The organism is Herbaspirillum lusitanum (genome assembly GCF_026127345.1).
GTDB classification, from domain to species: domain Bacteria; phylum Pseudomonadota; class Gammaproteobacteria; order Burkholderiales; family Burkholderiaceae_D; genus Herbaspirillum; species Herbaspirillum lusitanum.
Genome location: NZ_QXFG01000010.1, coordinates 114,965 through 134,646, shown reverse-complemented (window position 1 = coordinate 134,646; position 19,682 = coordinate 114,965). Strand labels below are relative to the sequence as shown.

Below are 19,682 nucleotides of genomic sequence, written 5' to 3'. Positions count from 1 at the left end.
TAACACGCCATTGTAGCAGGCCGGCCCTGCCCGGCCGGGCCTTCTGTGGGACAATAACGGCATCCGGAAACAGGTCTAAAGCATGAAATTCAATCACTTGATTCAAATCAACGATCCGCTCAACCCGCTGATCGACAACCTGACCCGCGAACAACTGTGGCGCGGCCTCGTCATGCGCGCCGAAGCGCCGCAATTGTTCATGGAGCATCTCGACGAATGCGTGCTGTCCGACAAGACGGATGCCGCGGTCAAGCGCATGCTGCGCTATGGCGAATTGCGCATCCATGACGTCGTGACTTATGAAGCGCTGCAGCGCGTGCACTACCACGTGCCGGCGCAGGGCGAAATCCCCACGTCCAGCCTGAGCATGACGATCGAGGAACCCGAGGAAGAGGCGCTGTTCGTGCGTTTCGAATACGACGACGGCACGCCGGAAGAAGAAGCCGGAACTGAAAAAGCCTTCTACGACCAGTTCCGCCGTTCGGCGTATGAGGAGGCGGATATTGACACCATCCGCATCATTCGCGAATTGATCGTCAAGGGATCAGTGCATTAGGAAGGTGATGGCGGCGTTCACGGCTCCGCCGCCCGCGATCAGCCACACAAACAGCAAGCCCCCCAGCAGCAGCGGCTGCATGCCCGCACGGCGCACGGATGAAAGATGCGTGGTCAGGCCCAGCGCAGCCATTGCCATGGCCAGCAAGAAGGTATCGGCGTCGAGCAGGGCGCCGGTTACGGCGGTCGGGATCGGCAGCAGCGAGTTCAGCGCCACCATACCGATGAAGGCGAAGGCGAACCACGGGATGCCGGCCAGGCGCGAGGTATTGGAGCCCTTCGCAGCAGTGGTTGCAGAACGGCTGCGCTGCACGCAAGCCGACAAGATCAGCAGGAACGGCGCCAGCATCATCACGCGCACCATCTTCGCGATCACTGCAGTATTGGCGGTGTGATCGTCGATTGAGCGTGCTGCCGCCACCACCTGCGCCACTTCGTGCACGGTCGAGCCGATATAGACGCCGAAGTCGGCATGGCCCCGCAGAAAGTCCAGGCTGTGCAGCAGCGGGTATAAGAAGATTGCTGCCGAGCCGAACACCACCACCGTCGACACCGCCACCGTTACCTGTTCACTGCGCGCACGCAGCACCGGCTCGGTCGCCATCACGGCCGCCGCGCCGCAGATCGAACTGCCGGCGCCGATCAGCATCACCGCGTTGCGATCCAGCTTGAACACCTTCACGCCAAGAAAATAAGCGATCGCGAATGTCGACATCAGCATGCTGGCATCGATCAGTACACCGCTCACGCCGACTTGTGCAATGTCCTGGAAAGTGAGGCGCAGGCCGTACAGCACGATGCCCAGGCGCAGCAGATTCTGTTTGGAAAAGGCCACGCCGCCGCTACAGTCGGCGGCCACGCGCGGATAGACGGTATTTCCGACCAGCATGCCGAGCACGATCGCAATCGTCAGCGCGCTGAAACCATGCGCCTGCAACCAAGCGAGGCGGCCGGCTTCAATCGAGGCCAGCGCCAGCGCGGCGCTCAGGGCCAAGCCGGGGAGGACGCGGTTCAACTGCGCCGGCGGGGCTGACGGGGTGGAGACGACGGTAAGCGACGGGGTGTTCATGATGTGCCTGACATGGTTGACTGAGCAATGAAGGCACTTTAGCGCTCTGCTATATAAAAGAAAAACGCGTTATTTTGTTAATATCAACCTGAATAATAAGTAGATCAATGAATCATCAAGCGACTCGATATGAAAATTACCCTTCGGCAATTACAAATCTTCCTGGCGGTGGCGCAATCCGGCAGTACGACCGCCGCCGCCGATCTGGTCGCGTTGTCGCAGTCGGCCGCCAGCGCTGCACTCAATGAACTCGAGAACACGCTCGCCGTGCAACTGTTCGATCGCGTCGGCAAGCGCCTCATGCTCAACGACAACGGCCGCCTGCTGCTGCCGCAGGCGCAGCACCTGCTCGACGCCGCCAACACCATCGAACAGCAATTCCTGACACCCGACCAGGTGGGCGCCGAATTGCACATCGGCGCCAGCACCACCATCGGCAGCTACATGCTGCCGCAAATGGTGGCGGCTTATCGGCGTGACCATCCGCAGTTGCGCGTGCGCGCGCTGGTGGCCAACACCGCCGATATCGTCAATGCCGTCAGCAATTTTGAAGTCGACGCCGCGCTGATCGAAGGACCGTGCCATGCCAGCGACGTTGACGTCGAGCAGTGGATGACGGATGAACTGATCGTGGTCGCTTCGCCGCACCACGCGCTGGCGGCGCAGGGCAAGAAGCTGACGCTGACGACCTTGAGCGAAGCCGACTGGCTGCTGCGGGAGGCGGGTTCCGGCACGCGCGAAGCGGTCGAGCACGCCTTGCTGCCTTACCTGCATCACCTGCCGTCGGCCTGCGAGTTCGGCAATTCGGAGGCGATCAAGCGCGCCACCGCCGAAGGCATGGGCATCAGTTGCCTGTCGCGCGCGGTGGTCGCGGACCTGCTGGAGTCGGGGCGGTTGATCGAACTGGCGACACCGTTGCCGCCCTTGCGCCGGCATTTCTACCTGGTGCGCAACAAGCATCGGGTGCTGTCGGTCAGGCTGGCGTCATTGCTGGATTTTTGCCGCGATTGGGCAGCGCGGCACGAGCAGCGCCAGGACTGAGGATTCAGCCGCGCTTCGATGCCGGGATATCGCCGGCAGCATCGAAGGAAGATCGATTCGTTTGGCGACCGCATTCTGCGCGAGTTCGAGCGCCACCTTGTGCGCGGCATCGGTGAGCGACACCGGGGCCGACGCCGCCTTCGACCAATTCGCGCAAAACTCGTGGATCGTTAGGCGTGGGATCGAAATCGGACAGATCGGTCGGCGTACGCGATTCGACTTCGCCGCGCAACTGCATCAGCGGCGTGATGCATGCGCCGGCGATTGCAACCACTCAGCACTGACCGTCGAGGGTGCAGCTTTCTCCCGGCATCGTTTTCTTCGCGGGCGATGGAATGTTCTGATTCCATCCATCAAACGCGGCTTGCAACAGTGCGGTAAATTCTGCGATCGACTGCGCTCCGGATAGCGCCTGTTGCCGGTCCAGCACAAAGAACGGAATCCCGTTAACGCCGATCTGTCTCGCCTGCGCCACGTCGTTCTCCACCTCGTCGGCGTAGGCTACGGACGTCAGCATTGTTTTTGCTGCCTGTGCATCGAGTCCGACTTCTTTTCCCAGTTGCGCCAGGATCTGGTGATCCTCCAGATTCTGGCCTTCTTCAAAGAACGCCTGGAACAGACGTTCCTTCATTTCGCTGGCCAGATCGCGGGTCGCAGCGAAGTGCACCAGTCTCAATGAATCAAGGGTGTCGACTATTTTCAGACGATCGAAGTCGAACCGGATGCCGACGTCGCGACCCAGCGCCGTGACGTGCGCCATCGCTTGTCGCATGGAGGATGTCGCCAGGCCCTTGACCTTGGCAAGGACCGCGCAGGCATCGCTGCCTTCACGGTAGCGGACCTCGGGAAAAAGACGATAGCTTCTCCAGACGACCTGGATCTTGTCTTTGTGGCCGAAGGCGGCGAGAGCCTCATCAAACTTGCGTTTGCCGATGAAACAGAAGGGGCACATGATGTCGCTCCAGATTTCAACCGGCATCTTTTCGGATGTATTTGCATTCATGCAGATTTCTCGGAGGGGGCCGTGGCGCTTTCGGCCAGGTTCTTCCACGGAACCTGCGCGGCCCAGCTGTCAATCGACGTTTGTGGCACAGCAAATTCAGCCCTTGCCGCGCGCAGGTCGACGTTGAGGATGTCGCCATGCGCGGGATTGGTCATGTAGCGATACAGATTGGCGAGGGCGCCGCCGGTTTCTGCGCCGAAGGCGGCGGAGAGTCCGGCTTCGAATTGCCCGATTGGCAGCGGGAAATAAGAAACGCTGCGACCCACGGCTTTGCCGATGGCTGTGGCCAGTTCATTGCCCGTGATCGCTTGCGCGCCGCCAATGTCGAATGAGGGACGTGTTGCTGCCAGGTCCGGGCGTTGCAAGGCGGCGACGACATAGGCGGCGGTTTCTTCCCAACTGATCCAGGATACTTTCTGGCCGGCGGGAACAGGGTAGGCCAACACGCCGTCATTGACGATCGACGGCGTCGCGAAAGGCGCGGTCAGGTTGCCCAGGTACAGCGTTGGCCGCAATACGATGCTGGGAATCGGCGCCTGCTTCAGATAACGTTCCAGCGCGGACTTGATGTCGATTGCAACGCTTCCGGTTGTCTGGCCCGCCTCGGCTGCGCCGACGATGCTGGTATTGAAGACCATCAGCGGCGCCTTGGCTGCGACGGCGGCATCGATCGCATTCCTGCCCCAGAGAATCGCCCTGTCGGCGTTGAACTGCAGCGGCAGGGCAAAGTAGACGCCGGCGACATCGCGGCTCGCTTCCAGCAGTTGCGCCGGCGAATCCAGGTCGCCGATGGCGACTTCCACGCCAGGAGCCTCAAACGAGGATTTGCCGTCGGTATTGCGCAGCAGCACGCGCACTTTTTTGCCGCTTGCCCTTAGCGCGCTCATCACTGCGCCGCCTTGTGCGCCCGTGGCTCCATACACCAGATAGATTTTTTCTTGCATCATCGACTCCAAAAACGTGGTTAAGAAGTCAACAGTGTAGGAGCCTGGTCTGAGATTGAATAGAATGTACATTCCTGTGCGCTACCCACAAAAATGTACCTATTGGAACCGTCATGAAAGCTGCATCATCCGATCGTTGTCCCGTGGACATGGCGCTGGATCTGGTCGGCGGCAAGTGGAAATCGCTGGTGTTGTACCGCCTCAGCGCCGGGACGTTGCGCTTCGGCCAATTGCAGAGAAGCATTCCGGAAGTAACGCAGCGCATGCTGACGCTGCAGCTGCGCGAGCTGGAGCGCGACGGCCTGGTGCGCCGGGTGGTGTATGCGGAGGTCCCGCCCAGGGTGGAGTACAGCCTGACGCCGCCGGGCCGGTCATTGACGCCCGTGCTTGAGCAACTGGGTGGGTGGTTCCATCAGAATGTGTCGGCGTTGCAGGACTATGCGCATGCCGGAACGGCGGAAAGCGGAGAAGACTGAACATCGTCTCCTCCGGTGAGATGCCCTCAGTCTTCCGTTTCGATTTCTTCAAACACGCCCACACCGCGGTTCTTGGCGACTTTGTCCCAGGCGAACACACGGCCATTCATCGCGACATACACGCCATGCGGCATCAGTTGCGCCACGCCGCAGGCGAAGCCGAAATTGAATTGCGCATCCGAGCCGTGGATGGCGTAAGGAATCATGGCGCCGGTCAGCACGATGGTCTTGGTCAGTTGCGCCGCGCCGAGCACGCGCGCGGTGTCCTGCATGGTGTCGGTGCCGTGGATGACGACGATGGCGTTTTCTTCCGAACGGTCGCAGGAGGCGAGCACGCGGCGCCGATCGATGTCCTGCATGTCGAGCGAGTCGAGCAGCGGCAGTTCTTCCAGCGTGGCGGAAACGGTCAGGCGTGCGCGTGCGATGACCTCGGGCAAGTGGCTGTTGGCGAAGACGAGCTGGCCGGCAATCTCGTCGTAATGTTTGTCGAAGGTGCCGCCGGTGGCGATGATGCGTAAAGTCATGATCACGAAAAATCAAGAAAAGTCCCAGCCATCATACCCCACATCTCGTCACCAGCGGCTCGCCCAAATCCAACTCCGGATTACGCCGCCATGAGCTCGACCGGACGCTCGCCATCGGCCGGCGCTACCGTATCCGTCTGCTGTGCAACGGCTTCCGCCGATTCAGGCGGCAGTGCAATCTGGCCGTCGATCAGCAGCGCGAACAAACGCTCGACGTCGATCGCCTGGATCAGCAACTGGCCGTTGTTGGCTTTGATGACCTGAGTCACCAGCATCGAGGCGCCTTGCATGGCGAACGGCGTGTGCATGATCTGCGCAGGATTGAATTGCGGCACGGCGTGCAACTCGTCGACCAGCAGGCCGATGGTGTGTTCGCCTTCGCGCACGATCATCACCTGGCTGCTGCCGCTGACCGCGGAACGGGTGCCGCGCATCATCTGGCCGAGGTCGAACACCCAGACGAATTCCTTGCGCTTGCCGTCGCCGTCGTCGCGTCGCAGGTTGAGCACGCCGATTTGTTCCGGACGCGTTCCCATCGAGGTCGGCAGTACTTCGCTGAACGGCACCGCTTCCACCACATGGGCGGCGGAGATGGCGAACAGGTTGTGGTCGCTGAAGAAGGTGGCGTATTCGTTGCCGTCGGTGATGGTCGGATCGGTTTCGAGCAGGTATTGGCGGCCGTCGGTTTGCGAGCCCGCGCCTTGCACTGCGCCGAAGGATTCGAACACCACCGCGATGACGTCTTCCTGATAACCGTCGCTGACCTTGAATTCGCGATAGCCGTTCGAGACCGAGCAGGCGACGATGGCGTATTCGCCATCGTGCACCGCGACCTGCGACGCACGGCCGCCGTTGGCGATCGTCAGCAGCGCCGGATCGATGGCCAGCGTCTCGCCGACGCTGCGCGCGCTGTCGGTGGTCGAGATGATGCGCGCATTACGGTCGATGTAATAGGCCTTCATGTTCTTCTTGGCGGTGATGCCGCTGGCGAGCATGTTGGAAAACTCCGGCGTCGAGTCGAACACGATGCCGATGCCGCCGACCACCACGGCTTCGTTCTCGAGGTCGCGCACCGCTGCGTGATAAACGTACGTGTCCTTGCCGTTGTACAACGCGCTCGGCGTGAAGGCGCTGACGTGGTATTGCTGTTGCGTGCGCAGCGACAGCACCTGGTGCAGGCTGTCTTCGTCGATGTTGCTGCCGACGATTTCATCGGTGTTGTCGCCGGTGCTGGCGATGATGCGGCCGTGGCGGTCATAGACGAAGATGCGCGTGTATACGGTGTACAGGCCGTTGATGTAGGTCAGGATGTTGGTCATCTTGTCGACCGCGGCCTGGTCCTGCACCGGTTGCGCCAGCGCGCTGCGCAGTTCGGGCGTGAGTGCCCACCAGCGGCAGTCGTCGGAGCGTTCGTACAGATTGCGGTCGAGCAGGTCGACCAGCAGGCTGGTGGTGAATTCGGCGTCGCGCATGCCCGACACCAGCACCGTCTGGTAGAGATCGTGGATCGATTGTGCGAACAGTTCGTTGCTGCGGTTGCCGGTCTCGCTGATCTGGTCGAGGATGGTCTTGAGCTTGAGCATTTCGCCGCGTTGGCCGGCGGTCATGACCTGGCCGTTCCAGACGATGCGCTGGATGGTCTTGGCGGCGGTCATGATGTCGTACAGCGGCGGGCAGAATGAATGCGCATGCGACAGCAGGCCTTCGGCGATTTCCGGCGACAGCTTGGTGAGCACGTCGCTGATCACGCCGCTGAAAGCGACTTCGACAGGAATCATCACCTGGCCTTGCCAGCCGCCCGGGCCGGGATAGCCTTGATAGCCGTCGGAGGACACCGTTCGCACCAGGTATTCGCGGCCGCAGAACAGCATCAGCGCGGCGTTGCCGTCGCGATTGACCGGCACTTCGGTGCCGACCGGGATCCACAACTTGTCGGCGCTGGCGATGACGCGGTTGTCGGCGTCCAGCAGCAGCATGTTGGAACGCGCTTCGGCGTCGCGATGCGAAGAGAAGATGCCGGCCATTTCTTCTTCGAAGTGGAAGCACAGACACAGGATGCCGACTACCGCACCAGTTTGGGGATGCTGCATGCGGCGCGAATAAATCAGTGCACGTTCCTTGCCGGGACGCAGGTCGCTGAAACGGAAAGTCTCGACATACGTATCGGAGTTGAGCGTCTCGGCGATCAACGCATCCGCGCTATGTTCCAGCGGCGTGGCGGGATCGATCTGCACCAGCACGTTGCCCTCGGTGTCGAGCAGCATGATCTCGTCGTAGACGGTGTATTTGTTGCGGTACTCACGCAGGCGATAGCGGATCGCCTCGACGCTGTCGGTGACGCCGGCGACGAAATTGCACAGTTCTCGATCAGTGGCGAGGAAGCCGACATCGGCGGTGCGCTCGAACAGGTTGCGCACCACGATGTCGATCACGTACTGCGCCTTGGTGCCGATTTCGGTGAGCACATTGCGGACTTTTTCCTGGACCAGGCTGACCACCAGCTCGCGTTCGAGCCGGCTGAAGCCGGTACGCGTCGCCGCCATGGTCGGCAGGATGGTCTTGGCTTCGCTGGGGCAATTCATTTTTGCCGAGGCTTCAATCACACGCCACATCAGATTCAGTTCCTGCAACGACTGTTCGCATTTTGTGACGTCGCGCATATAGGGCAGGAAGGTTTCGGTTTGAATCGCTACGTGTTCAGTCATGTTGTCCCTTTTTATTGAAGAAGCCCGCAAGAACTTGTCCGCACCGTACTTATATTTAGTAATTAATGTCGGCACTCAGTTGTTATTACGCAAATTGCGTGCCACGCATTCTATTGGTAAAACGCTATGCGGGTTGTCTACAAGATCGTCCGCAAAGCCGCATGCAGATTGGCTTTGTTTAATTTCCATACGGAAATTTCAGGCCGTGTTTTTTTCGTCCGCAGGAGCTGCGCACACCATTGTTTTTTCAACTGCTCACGCGATGCCGCTCTCGTTGCTCACCGTGCGCAGTCAGAATTTTGATAGTTGGATAAAATCGAGACATGAAACCGATTGCTCCCGGCACCGTCATCTTCCATCGCCATCGCGGCTATGGCGTCATCGTCTCCGTCAACTTGCTGACGGGATGGATTTCTGCGCGCTTCGGCAGCGAGGTGCGTACGCTTGATCTCAATCTGTCGTCCGATGAAGTGCAGCACGCCGACGGCACGCCTATCCTGTTCCGCCGCCAGCCGCCCGATCGCATGCCGCATGCGCGGCTGATGGCGATGGTGCGCGAGTTGCACGCGGCCGGTTATCAGCGCTTGTATCTATATAGCTGGCCCAAGCCATCGGGTCTGCACTGGCGCTGGCATTTGTTCGCCGGACCGCGCCACTGGAACGAACGTCCGTGGCGCGAAGGCTGGTACGGCTCGGGCGCGGACTACAACTTCAATCCGATTTTCGGTTGGGGCGACACGCCCGGCGCGAGCGCGCAGGATCTCGCCGGCGCATTGGCGCAATTCGATCCGCAGGGTCTTGCTCAGGCGCTCGGCCGCGATGAAGATCACACGGCGTGGTTTGCGTCGGTGTGCGATGCGCTGTTACCGCATCATGCGTACAGCATGGGATGGGATCACGCCGGATCGATGCCGGAACATTTGCCGGTCATCGCCGTGCGCAAGGGAGTGGAGCCGTATGCCGGGCCGCCGCTGTCATGGCCGCCCGGCTGGATGCATCTATGGAAGGTGTCGCACGCCCAGCATCTGCAGTATGCACCGCCGACGCTAGTGCGCGTCAGGCCAACGCCTCAGGATTGAGGACATTCTTCGGCGCGCCGTTGGCGAAGTCGACAATGTTCTGGAAGGCCGCGCGGAAGTACAACTCATAGCCGTCTTTTTCCACGTAGCCGAGATGCGGCGTGGCCACCACGTTGTCCATGCGCAGCAGCGGCGAGTCGTGCGGCAGCGGTTCGGTCTCGAACACGTCGATACCGGCGAATCCCGGTCGGCCTTGTTGCAGCGCTGTTTCCAGCGCACCGCTTGCCACCAGTTCGGCACGGCTGGTGTTGATGAAGGTGGCGGTCGGTTTCATCAGCGCCAGGTCTTGCGCGGTGACGATGCCGCGCGTGGCGTCGTTGAGACGCAGATGCACCGAGATGAAGTCGGTCGTCGAGAAGAATTCTTCCTTGCTGGCGGCCGCGGTGTAACCGTCTTTCTGCGCTTGCTCCAGGCTGGCGTCGCGTCCCCACACCACGATCTTCATGCCGAAGGCCTTGCCGTAACCGGCCACCATGCGACCGATTTTTCCGTAGCCCCAGATGCCGAGCGTGCGGCCCTTGAGGGCGACGCCGATGGCATTGCGCTCCGGCGCGGCCGACACTTGCTGCCAGATGCCGGCCTTGAGGTTGGCGGTGTATTGCGGGATGCGGCGTGCTGCCGCCATGATCAGCGCCCAGGTCAGTTCAGCCGGCGCGGTCGGATCGCCGACGCCTTCGACGATGGCGATGCGCTGCGCGGTGGCGGCGGCGACGTCGACGTGGCCGCTGATCTTGCCGGTTTGCGAAATCAGTTTCAGCGCCGGCAGTTTATCCAGGATCGCCTTGGTGAAGACCGTGCGTTCGCGGATCAGCACCAGCGCCTCGAACGGCGCCAGGCGCGCAACCAGCTGGCCGGCGCCGCGCACGGTGTTGTTGAATACCTTGACGTCATGGCCGTCCAGCAGCTTGAAGCAGTCGAGTTGGCGGACGCTGTCCTGGTAGTCGTCGAGGATGGCGATCTTCATGTGGTCTCCGGAAGGCAGTCGATATCGTTAATGCGACATCATAAAGCGCCTGCCGGATTTTTGCCGCGTTGGCTCAGTCCATGAAGTTACCTGGTCGAAGCCGAAGCGGAGAACCATCGCGCGGCCAAGATCAAGGCCTTCGTCGATTTCGTCGCCTGCTGCGCAGCAATGTCGGTGAATCGCTGACGCCATGTCGGCGGCTTGTCCTGTGGCACTTTGCTGCGCGCGGGATGTCTCATTCAAGGCCCGGGCAGGCAAAAGTCCTTTTGCTGCGCTGCTTCGTAATGAAAAAACGCAATCGCGTCAAAAGCGTATTTCCTACTACATTAGTCGGTTACTTTTCACTACAAACAAGCAGGGTACGGGTGTACAATCGCCGCCTGATTTTCATAAAGTCAGCCGCTGCGGAACAATCTTTCGCGCCTGATTTTATGGATGGCTTTCAGTCGCGACTGAAGCATTCGACAAGACCGCCGTACCACCGGCTGATGGCGCCACCCGCCTCGCCGGCTGCATGCAACGACGATCCTGCCGTGCCAACGAATTCGATTTAACTTTAGGCATTGGAGGTAGTGTTTATGAATCAACCTGTCATGGAAAGCGTCGCCGCATTGAACGCTCCGGCTTTCGTCAAACACCAAAAACTGATCAACTGGGTCGCCGAGATCGCCGCGCTGACCAAGCCGGAAAGCATCTACTGGTGCGATGGTTCGCAGGAAGAATACGATCGCCTGTGCGCCGAAATGGTCGCCGCCGGCACCATGAAGAAACTCAATCAGGACAAGCGTCCGAACAGCTACCTGGCCTGTTCCGATCCGTCCGACGTGGCGCGCGTGGAAGACCGCACCTTCATCTGCTCGAAGAACAAGGACGACGCCGGCCCGACCAACAACTGGACCGACCCCGCCGAAATGCGCACGACCCTCAACGGTCTGTTTGACGGCAGCATGCGCGGGCGCACCTTGTACGTGGTGCCGTTCTCGATGGGCCCGCTGGGTTCGCCGATCGCCCATATCGGCGTCGAGCTGTCCGATTCTCCTTACGTCGCCGTGAACATGCGCATCATGACCCGCATGGGGAAGGCCGTGTATGACGTGCTGGGTACTGACGGCGATTTCGTGCCATGCGTGCATACCGTTGGCGCACCGCTGCAAGCCGGCGAGAAAGACGTCGCCTGGCCATGCAACCCGACCAAGTACATCGTCCATTATCCCGAGACCCACGAAATCTGGTCCTACGGTTCAGGCTACGGCGGCAATGCGCTGCTGGGCAAGAAGTGCTTTGCGCTGCGCATCGCATCGACCATGGGCCGTGATCAGGGCTGGCTGGCGGAACACATGCTGATCCTCGGCGTCGAATCGCCAGAGGGCAAGAAGCATTATGTCGCAGCGGCGTTCCCGTCGGCCTGCGGCAAGACCAACTTCGCCATGCTGATTCCGCCGAAGTCCTTCGACGGCTGGAAAGTCACCACCATCGGCGACGACATCGCCTGGATCAAACCGGGTGAGGACGGCCGTCTCTACGCGATCAATCCTGAAGCGGGTTATTTCGGCGTGGCTCCGGGCACCAACGAAAAGACCAACTTCAACTGCATGGCCTCGCTGCGCGCCAACACCATCTTCACCAACGTCGCGCTCACCGACGACGGCGACGTCTGGTGGGAGGGCATGACCAAGGAAGCGCCTGCCCATCTGATCGACTGGCAGGGCAAGGACTGGACGCCGGCAATCGCCAAGGAAACCGGCCGCAAGGCGGCGCATCCGAACGCGCGCTTCACCGTCGCCGCGACACAGAATCCCGTCATCGATGCCGCCTGGGATGATCCGGCCGGCGTGCCGATTTCGGCCTTCATCTTCGGCGGTCGCCGTTCGACCACGGTGCCGCTGGTGACCGAGGCGCGCAACTGGGTGGAAGGCGTCTACATGGCTGCGACCATGGGATCCGAAACCACTGCTGCCGCCGTCGGCCAGCAAGGCGTGGTGCGCCGCGATCCGTTCGCGATGCTGCCGTTCGCCGGCTACAACATGAGCGACTACTTCCAGCACTGGCTGAACCTCGGTCGCAAGATCGCCGCATCGCCGGCCGAACTGCCGAAGATCTACTGCGTCAACTGGTTCCGCACCGACGCCGACGGCAAGTTCGTCTGGCCCGGATTCGGCGACAACATGCGCGTGCTGAAGTGGATGCTGGAACGCATTGAAGATCCGCAAGGCGTGCGCGTCGGCGGCGTTCCACACATCTTCGGGGTGTCGCCGCGTTACGAAGACCTGCAATGGGACGGCATCGACTTCACGCCGGAACAGTTCGCCACGATCACTTCGATCGACAAGGCGGCCTGGGCCCGGGAGGTTGAATTGCACACCGAGCTGTTCGACAAGCTCAAGCACAATCTGCCGCGTGAACTGATGGAAGTGAAGGTGGCGCTGCAGAAGAAGCTGGCGGCGTAATCGTTCAAGCTGCGTTCTGTACTGCCAAGCAAAATCGGCCATCGAAAGATGGCCGTTTTTTTATGCCCGCAAAATCGTCTGAAGCACCGAGCGCATGCGCTCCGGCACCGTCACCGGCCGTCGTGTCGCAGCGTCGACGTAGACGTGGATGAAGTGTCCCTGCGCTGCGGCGGTGTCGCCGCCTTCACGGAAAATGCCCACCTCGTAGCGCACGCTGGAGTTGCCCACGCTCGCTACGCGCACGCCGATCTGCACCGTGTCCGGAAAGCTGACCGGCGCGAAATAATTGCAGTGAGTCTCAATGACCAGGCCGATGACGTCGCCGCCCGGGATGTCGAGCGCCCGGCTTGCCATCAGGAAATGATTCACAGCGGTGTCGAACCAGCTGTAATACACGACGTTGTTGACGTGGCCGTAGACGTCGTTGTCCATCCAGTGCGTCTGCAGGGCGTGGAAATGGGGATAATCGGCGCGGCGGGAAGCGGTCGGTTTGCTGGTCATCGTCTATTTTGCCTCGTCACACGCGTGTTGCCGTGCTGAAGTAATATTGCGACGGGAACGAACCCCGTCTCCTGATTTCAATCGAACGGTGAGCCGGCAGTGTAAGCGATCCGCAGTTCCGTCGCAGCAAGCCCCGGCGGTTGCATCCGGCGCTTTCGCGCCCATATGCAGCGTATCCCTTGGTATGACGGCAAGCCGTTCCACACGAATGTTGATAGTCAAACGCAATCGAAAGTATTAAACAAATAAATTTGATTAATATATAGAGGCGCTTTACTATCTCTTCACTCTCTTTCAACCCCTAAGTAAAGGAAACGCAATGTCCCTGATCAATACGACAGTCAAGCCATTCAAAGCAACTGCTTACCACGACGGCAAATTCGTCGACATCACCGAAGCAAGCCTGAAGGGCAAATGGTCCGTGTTCGTGTTCTACCCAGCTGACTTTACTTTCGTCTGCCCGACCGAACTGGAAGACCTGGCCAACAACTACGCTGAATTCAAGAAGATGGGCGTGGAAATCTACGGCGTGTCGACCGATACCCATTTCGCGCACAAGGCATGGCACGACACTTCGGACGCCATCAAGAAAGTGCAATACCCACTGGTCGGCGACCCAACCGCAACGCTGGCTCGCAACTTCGAAGTCCTGATCGAAGAAGAAGGTCTGGCACTGCGCGGTACTTTCGTGATCAATCCGGAAGGCCAGATCAAGGTTCTGGAAATCCATGACAACGGTATCGGCCGCGACGCTTCCGAACTGCTGCGCAAGGTCAAGGCAGCGCAATACGTTGCTTCGCACCCAGGTGAAGTTTGCCCAGCCAAATGGACCGAAGGCGCAGAAACTCTGAAGCCATCGTTGGATCTGGTCGGCAAGATCTGATTTGAATCGCAAAGCGATTTAATGCAGTGATCAAGAAGTACAGAAACAAAAACTGAAGCACCCGTCCGGATTGGGCGCAAGCAACGCCGCAGAGCTCACGAGGCCGAGCGGCGGAGTCCGGACAATATTGAAGTCTCACATCAGAGGAAAGTGGAAATCATCATGCTGGATGCCAATCTCAAAGCCCAATTGAAAGCCTACCTGGAAAAGGTCACGCAGCCTATCGAGATCGTCGCGTCGCTGGATGATGGCGCCAAGTCTCATGAGTTGCAGGAGCTGCTGCAGGAAATCGTCACGCTGTCCGAGCGCATCACGCTGGTCGAGCGCAACGATCACGCCGTGCGCAAGCCATCCTTTTCATTGAATCGCCCCGGTACCGATATCAGCGTGCAGTTCGCCGGTATCCCGATGGGCCACGAATTTACGTCGCTGGTGCTGGCGCTGCTGCAAGTCGGCGGCCACCCCATCAAGCTCGACGACAAGGTGATCGAACAAATCCGCAATCTGGATGGCGATTACTCGTTTGAAACCTATATCTCGCTGACTTGCCAGAACTGCCCGGAAGTCGTGCAGGCGCTCAACGTGATGTCGATCATCAACCCGCGCATCCGCTCGGTGACGGTGGACGGCGCGCTGTTCCAGGACGAAGTCGAGAAGCGCCAGATCATGGCCGTGCCGACCGTCTACATGAACGGCGAAGTGTTCGGCCAGGGCCGCACCGGCGTGGAAGAAATCCTCGCCAAGCTCGATACCGGCGCCGCCGCCCGCAAGGGCGAAGAGCTGAGCGCGAAAGAAGCCTACGACGTGCTGATCGTCGGCGGCGGTCCCGCCGGCGCAGCGGCTGCGATCTATGCAGCGCGCAAGGGCATTCGCACCGGCGTCGTCGCCGAACGTTTCGGCGGCCAGGTGCTGGATACGCTGGCGATTGAAAACTTCGTCTCCGTCAAGGAAACCGAAGGTCCGCAATTCGCCACCGCGCTGGAACAACACGTCCGCACCTACGACGTCGACATCATGAACACGCAACGCGCCGAAGCGCTGGTGCCCGGCGATGGCATGATCGAAGTCAGGCTGGCCAACGGCGGCGTGCTGAAGGGCAAGACCGTGATCCTGTCGACCGGTGCGCGCTGGAGGCAAGTCAACGTGCCGGGCGAGGACGAATACCGCAACCACGGCGTAGCGTACTGCCCGCATTGCGACGGCCCGCTGTTCAAGGGCAAGCGCGTGTCGGTGATCGGCGGCGGCAATTCCGGCGTGGAAGCGGCAATCGACCTGGCCGGCATCGTCAGCCATGTCACGCTGCTGGAATTCGCGGCTGAACTCAAGGCCGACGCCGTGCTGGTGCGCAAGCTGAAGAGCCTGCCCAACGTCACCATCATCACCTCGGCGCAGACCAGCGAAATCACCGGCGACGGCAAGAAGGTCAACGGCATCAGCTACAAGGAACGCATCAGCGGCGAAGTGAAGCACATCGAACTGGAAGGCGTATTCGTCCAGATCGGCCTGGTGCCGAACACTGAGTGGTTGAAGGGTACTGTTGCGCTGAGCAAGCACGGCGAAATCGAAATCGACGCCAAGGGCCAGACCTCGATTCCCGGCGTGTTCGCTGCCGGCGACGTGACGACGGTGCCGTACAAGCAGATCGTGATCGCGGTCGGTGAAGGTTCCAAGGCGGCATTGAGCGCATTCGATCACCTGATTCGAAGCTCGGCACCGGAAGAGGCACCGGTTGTCGCCAAGGAAGCAGCGGTAGCGTAAGCAGCAATTGCGAGCCGGTTGTCCGTTGCCCCTTCGGCGGACGGCCGTAAAAAAGCCACCTCGCGGTGGCTTTTTTTGTGGGCGCGAGCTGCACGCTGCACGTCGCGCCCGACTGGCCTGGATTACTTGAACAGCAAACGCAGCGAATCCCAGGCGCGGCCGAAGATGCCGGCCGGGCCGACCGATTCCAGCGCCACCAGCGGCAATTCGGTGACGGCCTTGTCGTCGATCATGATCTTCAGTGTACCGACCTTGGCGTTTTCCGAAATCGGCGCGATCAGCGGATCGTTGCGTTCAACGCGCGGCTTGATCTTGTCGGCGGTGCCCTTCGGCACTGTCACGTAGACGTCGCGCATGAAGCCGATCTTGATCTTGCCTTGCGAACCCTTCCACACGTCAGGCGTGTCGACTGCCTGGCCCTTGCTGTACAGCTTCACGGCGTCGAAATTCTGGAAGCCCCAGTTCAGCAGCTTCTGGCTTTCCTGCGTGCGGACCTGGTCGGATACGGTGCCGATGACGACCGAGATCAGGCGGCGTTCGCCGTTGGCGACCGGACGCTTGGCCGAGGTGATCAGCGAATAGCCGGCGCTGTCGGTGTGGCCGGTCTTCATGCCGTCGACGGTCGGGTCGAGCCACAGCAGGCGGTTGCGGTTGGGCTGGGTGATGTTGTTATAGGTGAACTTCTTGACCGAGTAATAGGTTTTGTAGAAGTCGGGGAAGTCGTTGATCAGGTTGCGGCACAGGATCGCCAGGTCGCGCGCAGTCGTGTACGTGTCCGGGCTCGGCAAACCGTGCGGGTTGCTGAAGTGGGTGCCGGTCAGGCCCTGGCGTTGCGCTTCGCGGTTCATCAGCACGACGAAAGCGTCGGTGGTGCCGGAGACGGCTTCGGACAGCGCCACGGCGGCGTCATTGCCGGAAACCGAGATCAGACCGTACAGCAGGTTGTTGACCGAGACCGGCTTGTTCGGCTCGATGAACATCTTGGAGCTGCTCGGATCGACTTTCCAGGCATTGACCGAGACGCTGATTTCCTGGTTCAGGTCGAGACGCTTGTCGCGCACGGCGGCAAAGGCCAGGTAAGCGGTCATCAGCTTGACCAGCGAAGCCGGTTCGACGCGCGTGTCGGCTTCCTGCGAAGCGATGATCTGATTGCTCGACGCATCCAGCAGCAGCCACGATTTGGCGGCGACGCTGGGAGGTGGAAGGCTCTGGGCGGCTGCCGAGAAGCTCAGGACGGTTGCGGCAATGGCCGCGAGTAGTTTTTTCATCTTTGGGTGTAAAAAAATGTGTCCCGCCGGACTGCATGCGGGACTGTCGTTTGAAAAGAGATGAGTGAACATCGCACCGGATTATAAACGTCGAGCCTGACAACAAGGCTGTGCGGCGTCCGTTTGCGTGCTTCAAACCTGCTTTGGGGCTCGCTGCAAGAGCCAAAGCAGGTTCAGCGATGCCACATTTGGACTATCAGTGTTTTGATATGTTGCAATTTACGGTGAAAAAAGTGATCCGCGCCGGGGATCACGATGACCGGCAGTTCCTGCGGGCGCGCCCAGTCCAGCACCGCCGTGAGCGGAATGGTGTCGTCCAGCTCGCCATGGATCAGGATGGTGTCGGCCGGGACCGGCGGCATCGGCCATTTGCCGGCGGCGGTGCCGACCAGGGCTAGGCGTTCGGCGGGTGTGCCTTCTGCAATCAGGCGCTGCTGCAGTTGGGCCTGCACGAAGGTGCCGAACGAGAAGCCGCCCAGCGCCAGCGGCAGGTCGGGATATTGCGTGCGCATGTGCGCCAGCAAGAGCGCCATGTCGTCGGTTTCGCCGTGGCCGTGGTCATGCACGCCTGCGGATTTGCCGACGCCCCGGAAATTCATCCGGACGGTGACATAGCCGAGTGCCAGGAACGAGCGCGCCAGCGTTTGTGCGACCTTGTTGTCCATGGTGCCGCCGTACAGCGGATGCGGATGGGCCACCAGCGCGAGACCGCGCGGCGCGGCGAACTGCTCGGAATCCGGCAGGTCCAGCGCGCATTCCAGCTGGCCGGCGGCGCCGGGGATCAGAAAGGCTTGTGTTTGTGCGTTCATGCGTTTATGCGCCCGGGAAGAGGCGTATTCAGATTTTGAGGCGGTCGGCGATCTTGCCGCCGACGATGTGCGAATCGATGATTTCATCGATGTCTTCGTTGTCGACGTAGGTGTACCAGGTGCCTTGCGGATAGATGACCACGACCGGGCCTTCTTCGCAGCGCTCCAGGCAGCCGGCCTTGTTGATGCGCACCTTGCCTTCGCCGGCCAGGCCGAGTTGCTTGATGCGCTTCTTGGCATGTTCCTGCGCGGCCTGTGCGCCCTTGTCGGCGCAGCAGGTGCGTTCGCCCGGCTTGCGCTGGTTCAGGCAGAAAAAGACGTGATGTTCGTAGAACGGCTTGTCGGCGGTGTCAGGAGTGTCTGCCATGGCGATGTTCCGAGTAGATCAAAGGCGTCATGATACACCTCGTCATTTGGGGGCGCCTTGGCCGCCGGCCTTGCGATGCACCGGGTGATACAGGAACCACAGCGCCAGGAACGGCCACAGCACCGAGAGGAATTGCGCGGCGCCGTCGAAATTGAGGAATTTTCCCTGTACCCAGGTTTGTAGCGTCGAGACGAAATACGGATTGGCCGGCACCGCATTGGTCGCCAGCAGGCTGAAGATCAGTGCCAGCCCGGCGATGCGTCGTTGCGCCACCGGCGGTGCGAACGACAGGCCGGCCAGCATCAGGCCGCCGACGATCATGCCGCCGGCCGCGCCCGGCGTGAACCAGGCGAAGGCGTTTTCCGGCGCGAAGAACAATGCGCATGAGAGCGACTTGATGAACACCGCACCGAACAGGTAGATCGCCATCAGCATGTTGCGCGGCGCCGGCTTGCGCAGCAGCAGGAGCATGGTCAGTACGGCGCCGGTGAGGCCGCAGGCGGTGACGATGATTTCGGCCAGCCAGTATTGCTCGGCGCTGAGCTGGGCGTTGTTGGTCCACCAAGTGGCGAGATCGATCGGCGTGTCGAGCAGGTCCGACAGCAAGCTCGACAGCGGCGGCACCACGTGGCCGAGGCCGAACAGATGGTTTTGCGGATAGATCAGCGCCAGCGGCCACAGCCCGACCACCACCAGACCGCGGCTGGCTTCGCGCGAGAACCAGCTGCGCCGTATTTCCAGCAAGCGGCTCTGGCGCAGGAAGTAGCGACTGGTCCAGGCGCCGATCAGCGCGCCCAGCAAGGTGCCGCAACTGTTGGTGATGAGATCGAGATTGGAGGGAATGCGCGTGGGCAGGTAGGTTTGCACTGCTTCCATCACGGCCGACAAGGCCACGCCGGCCAGCGTGCCAAGCAGCACCGCCCACACGGAACGCACCCGTGGATACAGTGCATACACCACCAGTGCGCCGAATGGCGCATAGCCGATCACATTGGTCCAGAGGTCGAAGCCGGTCCAGTAATACGGCAGGCGCGCCCACAGATAGTCGTAGGGCAGCAATCCCATGTCGCGCCAGCCCGAAAACGGATACCAGCTGGCGTACACGATCAGCAGCGCATAGATCAGCAAACTGACGCGTGCAAACGAGGAAGCCGCCGGCCGGGCGACTGCGGTTGCGATGGAAGCGGAGGCAGGGGCAGAGGCGGGCGGGGCGGCTGGCGCGGGTGATTGTGGCGGTCGGTAAGGAGCGTCCATGCCAGCGAGGGTAACCGATTTCTCCTTCGCTTGCA

At 60.8% G+C, this 19,682-nt stretch carries 18 protein-coding genes; 7 read left to right on the top strand and 11 right to left on the bottom strand.

The window, feature by feature from the left end; translation table 11 throughout:
* Positions 1-82: 82 nt before the first annotated feature.
* Positions 83-556 (top strand): SRPBCC family protein, encoded by a 474-nt coding sequence (locus DXT88_RS15405; RefSeq protein WP_265214763.1) that lies wholly within the window; start codon positions 83-85, stop codon positions 554-556.
* Here DXT88_RS15405 and DXT88_RS15400 read toward each other — a convergent pair.
* The gene (locus tag DXT88_RS15400; protein ID WP_265214762.1) at positions 545-1,624 is read right to left on the bottom strand and encodes a YeiH family protein; all 1,080 of its coding nucleotides are present in this window, start codon (positions 1,622-1,624) and stop codon (positions 545-547) included. The genes DXT88_RS15405 and DXT88_RS15400 overlap by 12 nt on opposite strands.
* A gap of 129 nt (positions 1,625-1,753) precedes the next feature.
* Between DXT88_RS15400 and DXT88_RS15395 the strand changes: the two genes are divergently transcribed.
* The gene (locus tag DXT88_RS15395; protein WP_265214761.1) at positions 1,754-2,665 is read left to right on the top strand and encodes a LysR family transcriptional regulator; all 912 of its coding nucleotides are present in this window, start codon (positions 1,754-1,756) and stop codon (positions 2,663-2,665) included.
* A 274-nt stretch (positions 2,666-2,939) separates the two neighbouring features.
* Here the strand turns inward: DXT88_RS15395 and DXT88_RS15390 are convergent, their stop codons facing one another.
* Positions 2,940-3,644, bottom strand: a complete 705-nt coding sequence (locus tag DXT88_RS15390; protein WP_265214760.1) for a DsbA family oxidoreductase — start codon at positions 3,642-3,644, stop codon at positions 2,940-2,942.
* Between the two features lie 20 nt (positions 3,645-3,664).
* A complete protein-coding gene (locus DXT88_RS15385) occupies positions 3,665-4,615 on the bottom strand; it encodes an SDR family oxidoreductase (protein WP_265214759.1) in 951 nt (316 codons plus the stop codon).
* 110 nt (positions 4,616-4,725) lie between these two features.
* Here DXT88_RS15385 and DXT88_RS15380 point away from each other — a divergent pair, with 110 nt between their 5' ends.
* Entirely contained in the window at positions 4,726-5,088 is a 363-nt protein-coding gene (locus tag DXT88_RS15380; RefSeq protein ID WP_265214758.1) for a winged helix-turn-helix transcriptional regulator, read from the top strand.
* Positions 5,089-5,114: 26 nt separating this feature from the next.
* On the opposite strand, the gene DXT88_RS15375 is transcribed toward DXT88_RS15380, so the two are convergent.
* Both DXT88_RS15375 and DXT88_RS15370 read right to left on the bottom strand, forming a co-directional pair.
* The gene (locus DXT88_RS15375) at positions 5,115-5,612 is read right to left on the bottom strand and encodes an asparaginase domain-containing protein (RefSeq protein ID WP_265214756.1); all 498 of its coding nucleotides are present in this window, start codon (positions 5,610-5,612) and stop codon (positions 5,115-5,117) included.
* Between the two features lie 80 nt (positions 5,613-5,692).
* On the bottom strand, positions 5,693-8,317 hold the full coding sequence (locus DXT88_RS15370) for a chemotaxis protein CheW (protein WP_265214754.1): 2,625 nt from the start codon (positions 8,315-8,317) through the stop codon (positions 5,693-5,695).
* 323 nt (positions 8,318-8,640) lie between these two features.
* On the opposite strand from DXT88_RS15370, the gene DXT88_RS15365 reads away from it, so the two are divergent.
* Positions 8,641-9,396: an L-asparaginase gene (locus DXT88_RS15365; protein WP_265214752.1), complete on the top strand. Its 756-nt coding sequence runs from the start codon at positions 8,641-8,643 to the stop codon at positions 9,394-9,396.
* Here the strand turns inward: DXT88_RS15365 and DXT88_RS15360 are convergent.
* Positions 9,374-10,360, bottom strand: a complete 987-nt coding sequence (locus tag DXT88_RS15360) for a D-2-hydroxyacid dehydrogenase family protein (protein ID WP_265214751.1) — start codon at positions 10,358-10,360, stop codon at positions 9,374-9,376. The two genes, DXT88_RS15365 and DXT88_RS15360, sit on opposite strands and share 23 nt — an antisense overlap.
* Before the next feature lie 578 nt (positions 10,361-10,938).
* Between DXT88_RS15360 and DXT88_RS15355 the strand changes: the two genes are divergently transcribed.
* Complete coding sequence (locus DXT88_RS15355; protein WP_265214750.1) at positions 10,939-12,807, top strand: phosphoenolpyruvate carboxykinase (GTP); 1,869 nt, start codon at positions 10,939-10,941, stop codon at positions 12,805-12,807.
* A gap of 60 nt (positions 12,808-12,867) precedes the next feature.
* Here DXT88_RS15355 and DXT88_RS15350 read toward each other — a convergent pair whose 3' ends face one another.
* The gene (locus DXT88_RS15350; protein ID WP_265214748.1) at positions 12,868-13,308 is read right to left on the bottom strand and encodes an acyl-CoA thioesterase; all 441 of its coding nucleotides are present in this window, start codon (positions 13,306-13,308) and stop codon (positions 12,868-12,870) included.
* 319 nt (positions 13,309-13,627) lie between these two features.
* Between DXT88_RS15350 and ahpC the strand changes: the two genes are divergently transcribed.
* Positions 13,628-14,191 carry an alkyl hydroperoxide reductase subunit C gene (gene ahpC / locus DXT88_RS15345; protein ID WP_016834879.1) on the top strand — a complete coding sequence of 188 codons (564 nt, stop codon included), beginning with the start codon at positions 13,628-13,630 and terminating at the stop codon, positions 14,189-14,191.
* Positions 14,192-14,353: 162 nt separating this feature from the next.
* Positions 14,354-15,949 carry an alkyl hydroperoxide reductase subunit F gene (gene ahpF / locus DXT88_RS15340; RefSeq protein ID WP_029363584.1) on the top strand — a complete coding sequence of 532 codons (1,596 nt, stop codon included), beginning with the start codon at positions 14,354-14,356 and terminating at the stop codon, positions 15,947-15,949.
* Between the two features lie 122 nt (positions 15,950-16,071).
* Here the strand turns inward: ahpF and DXT88_RS15335 are convergent, their stop codons facing one another.
* The 4 genes from DXT88_RS15335 to DXT88_RS15320 all read right to left on the bottom strand — a co-directional run bounded on the left by DXT88_RS15335 (position 16,072) and on the right by DXT88_RS15320 (position 19,521).
* Positions 16,072-17,217: a D-alanyl-D-alanine carboxypeptidase family protein gene (locus DXT88_RS15335; protein WP_265214746.1), complete on the bottom strand. Its 1,146-nt coding sequence runs from the start codon at positions 17,215-17,217 to the stop codon at positions 16,072-16,074.
* Positions 17,218-17,390: 173 nt separating this feature from the next.
* Positions 17,391-18,026: an alpha/beta hydrolase gene (locus tag DXT88_RS15330; RefSeq protein WP_265214745.1), complete on the bottom strand. Its 636-nt coding sequence runs from the start codon at positions 18,024-18,026 to the stop codon at positions 17,391-17,393.
* Positions 18,027-18,054: 28 nt separating this feature from the next.
* Entirely contained in the window at positions 18,055-18,393 is a 339-nt protein-coding gene (locus tag DXT88_RS15325) for a (2Fe-2S) ferredoxin domain-containing protein (RefSeq protein ID WP_265214744.1), read from the bottom strand.
* Positions 18,394-18,435: 42 nt separating this feature from the next.
* Positions 18,436-19,521, bottom strand: a complete 1,086-nt coding sequence (locus tag DXT88_RS15320) for a VanZ family protein (protein ID WP_265214743.1) — start codon at positions 19,519-19,521, stop codon at positions 18,436-18,438.
* Between the last annotated feature and the right edge of the window lie 161 nt (positions 19,522-19,682).

Coding starts and splice junctions, on each gene's coding strand:
- DXT88_RS15405 (WP_265214763.1), top strand. CDS start 83: ATGAAATTCAATCACTTGATTCAAATCAACGATCCGCTCAACCCGCTG.
- DXT88_RS15400 (WP_265214762.1), bottom strand. CDS start 1,624: ATGAACACCCCGTCGCTTACCGTCGTCTCCACCCCGTCAGCCCCGCCG.
- DXT88_RS15395 (WP_265214761.1), top strand. CDS start 1,754: ATGAAAATTACCCTTCGGCAATTACAAATCTTCCTGGCGGTGGCGCAA.
- DXT88_RS15390 (WP_265214760.1), bottom strand. CDS start 3,644: ATGCCGGTTGAAATCTGGAGCGACATCATGTGCCCCTTCTGTTTCATC.
- DXT88_RS15385 (WP_265214759.1), bottom strand. CDS start 4,615: ATGATGCAAGAAAAAATCTATCTGGTGTATGGAGCCACGGGCGCACAA.
- DXT88_RS15380 (WP_265214758.1), top strand. CDS start 4,726: ATGAAAGCTGCATCATCCGATCGTTGTCCCGTGGACATGGCGCTGGAT.
- DXT88_RS15375 (WP_265214756.1), bottom strand. CDS start 5,612: ATGACTTTACGCATCATCGCCACCGGCGGCACCTTCGACAAACATTAC.
- DXT88_RS15370 (WP_265214754.1), bottom strand. CDS start 8,317: ATGACTGAACACGTAGCGATTCAAACCGAAACCTTCCTGCCCTATATG.
- DXT88_RS15365 (WP_265214752.1), top strand. CDS start 8,641: ATGAAACCGATTGCTCCCGGCACCGTCATCTTCCATCGCCATCGCGGC.
- DXT88_RS15360 (WP_265214751.1), bottom strand. CDS start 10,360: ATGAAGATCGCCATCCTCGACGACTACCAGGACAGCGTCCGCCAACTC.
- DXT88_RS15355 (WP_265214750.1), top strand. CDS start 10,939: ATGAATCAACCTGTCATGGAAAGCGTCGCCGCATTGAACGCTCCGGCT.
- DXT88_RS15350 (WP_265214748.1), bottom strand. CDS start 13,308: ATGACCAGCAAACCGACCGCTTCCCGCCGCGCCGATTATCCCCATTTC.
- ahpC (WP_016834879.1), top strand. CDS start 13,628: ATGTCCCTGATCAATACGACAGTCAAGCCATTCAAAGCAACTGCTTAC.
- ahpF (WP_029363584.1), top strand. CDS start 14,354: ATGCTGGATGCCAATCTCAAAGCCCAATTGAAAGCCTACCTGGAAAAG.
- DXT88_RS15335 (WP_265214746.1), bottom strand. CDS start 17,217: ATGAAAAAACTACTCGCGGCCATTGCCGCAACCGTCCTGAGCTTCTCG.
- DXT88_RS15330 (WP_265214745.1), bottom strand. CDS start 18,026: ATGAACGCACAAACACAAGCCTTTCTGATCCCCGGCGCCGCCGGCCAG.
- DXT88_RS15325 (WP_265214744.1), bottom strand. CDS start 18,393: ATGGCAGACACTCCTGACACCGCCGACAAGCCGTTCTACGAACATCAC.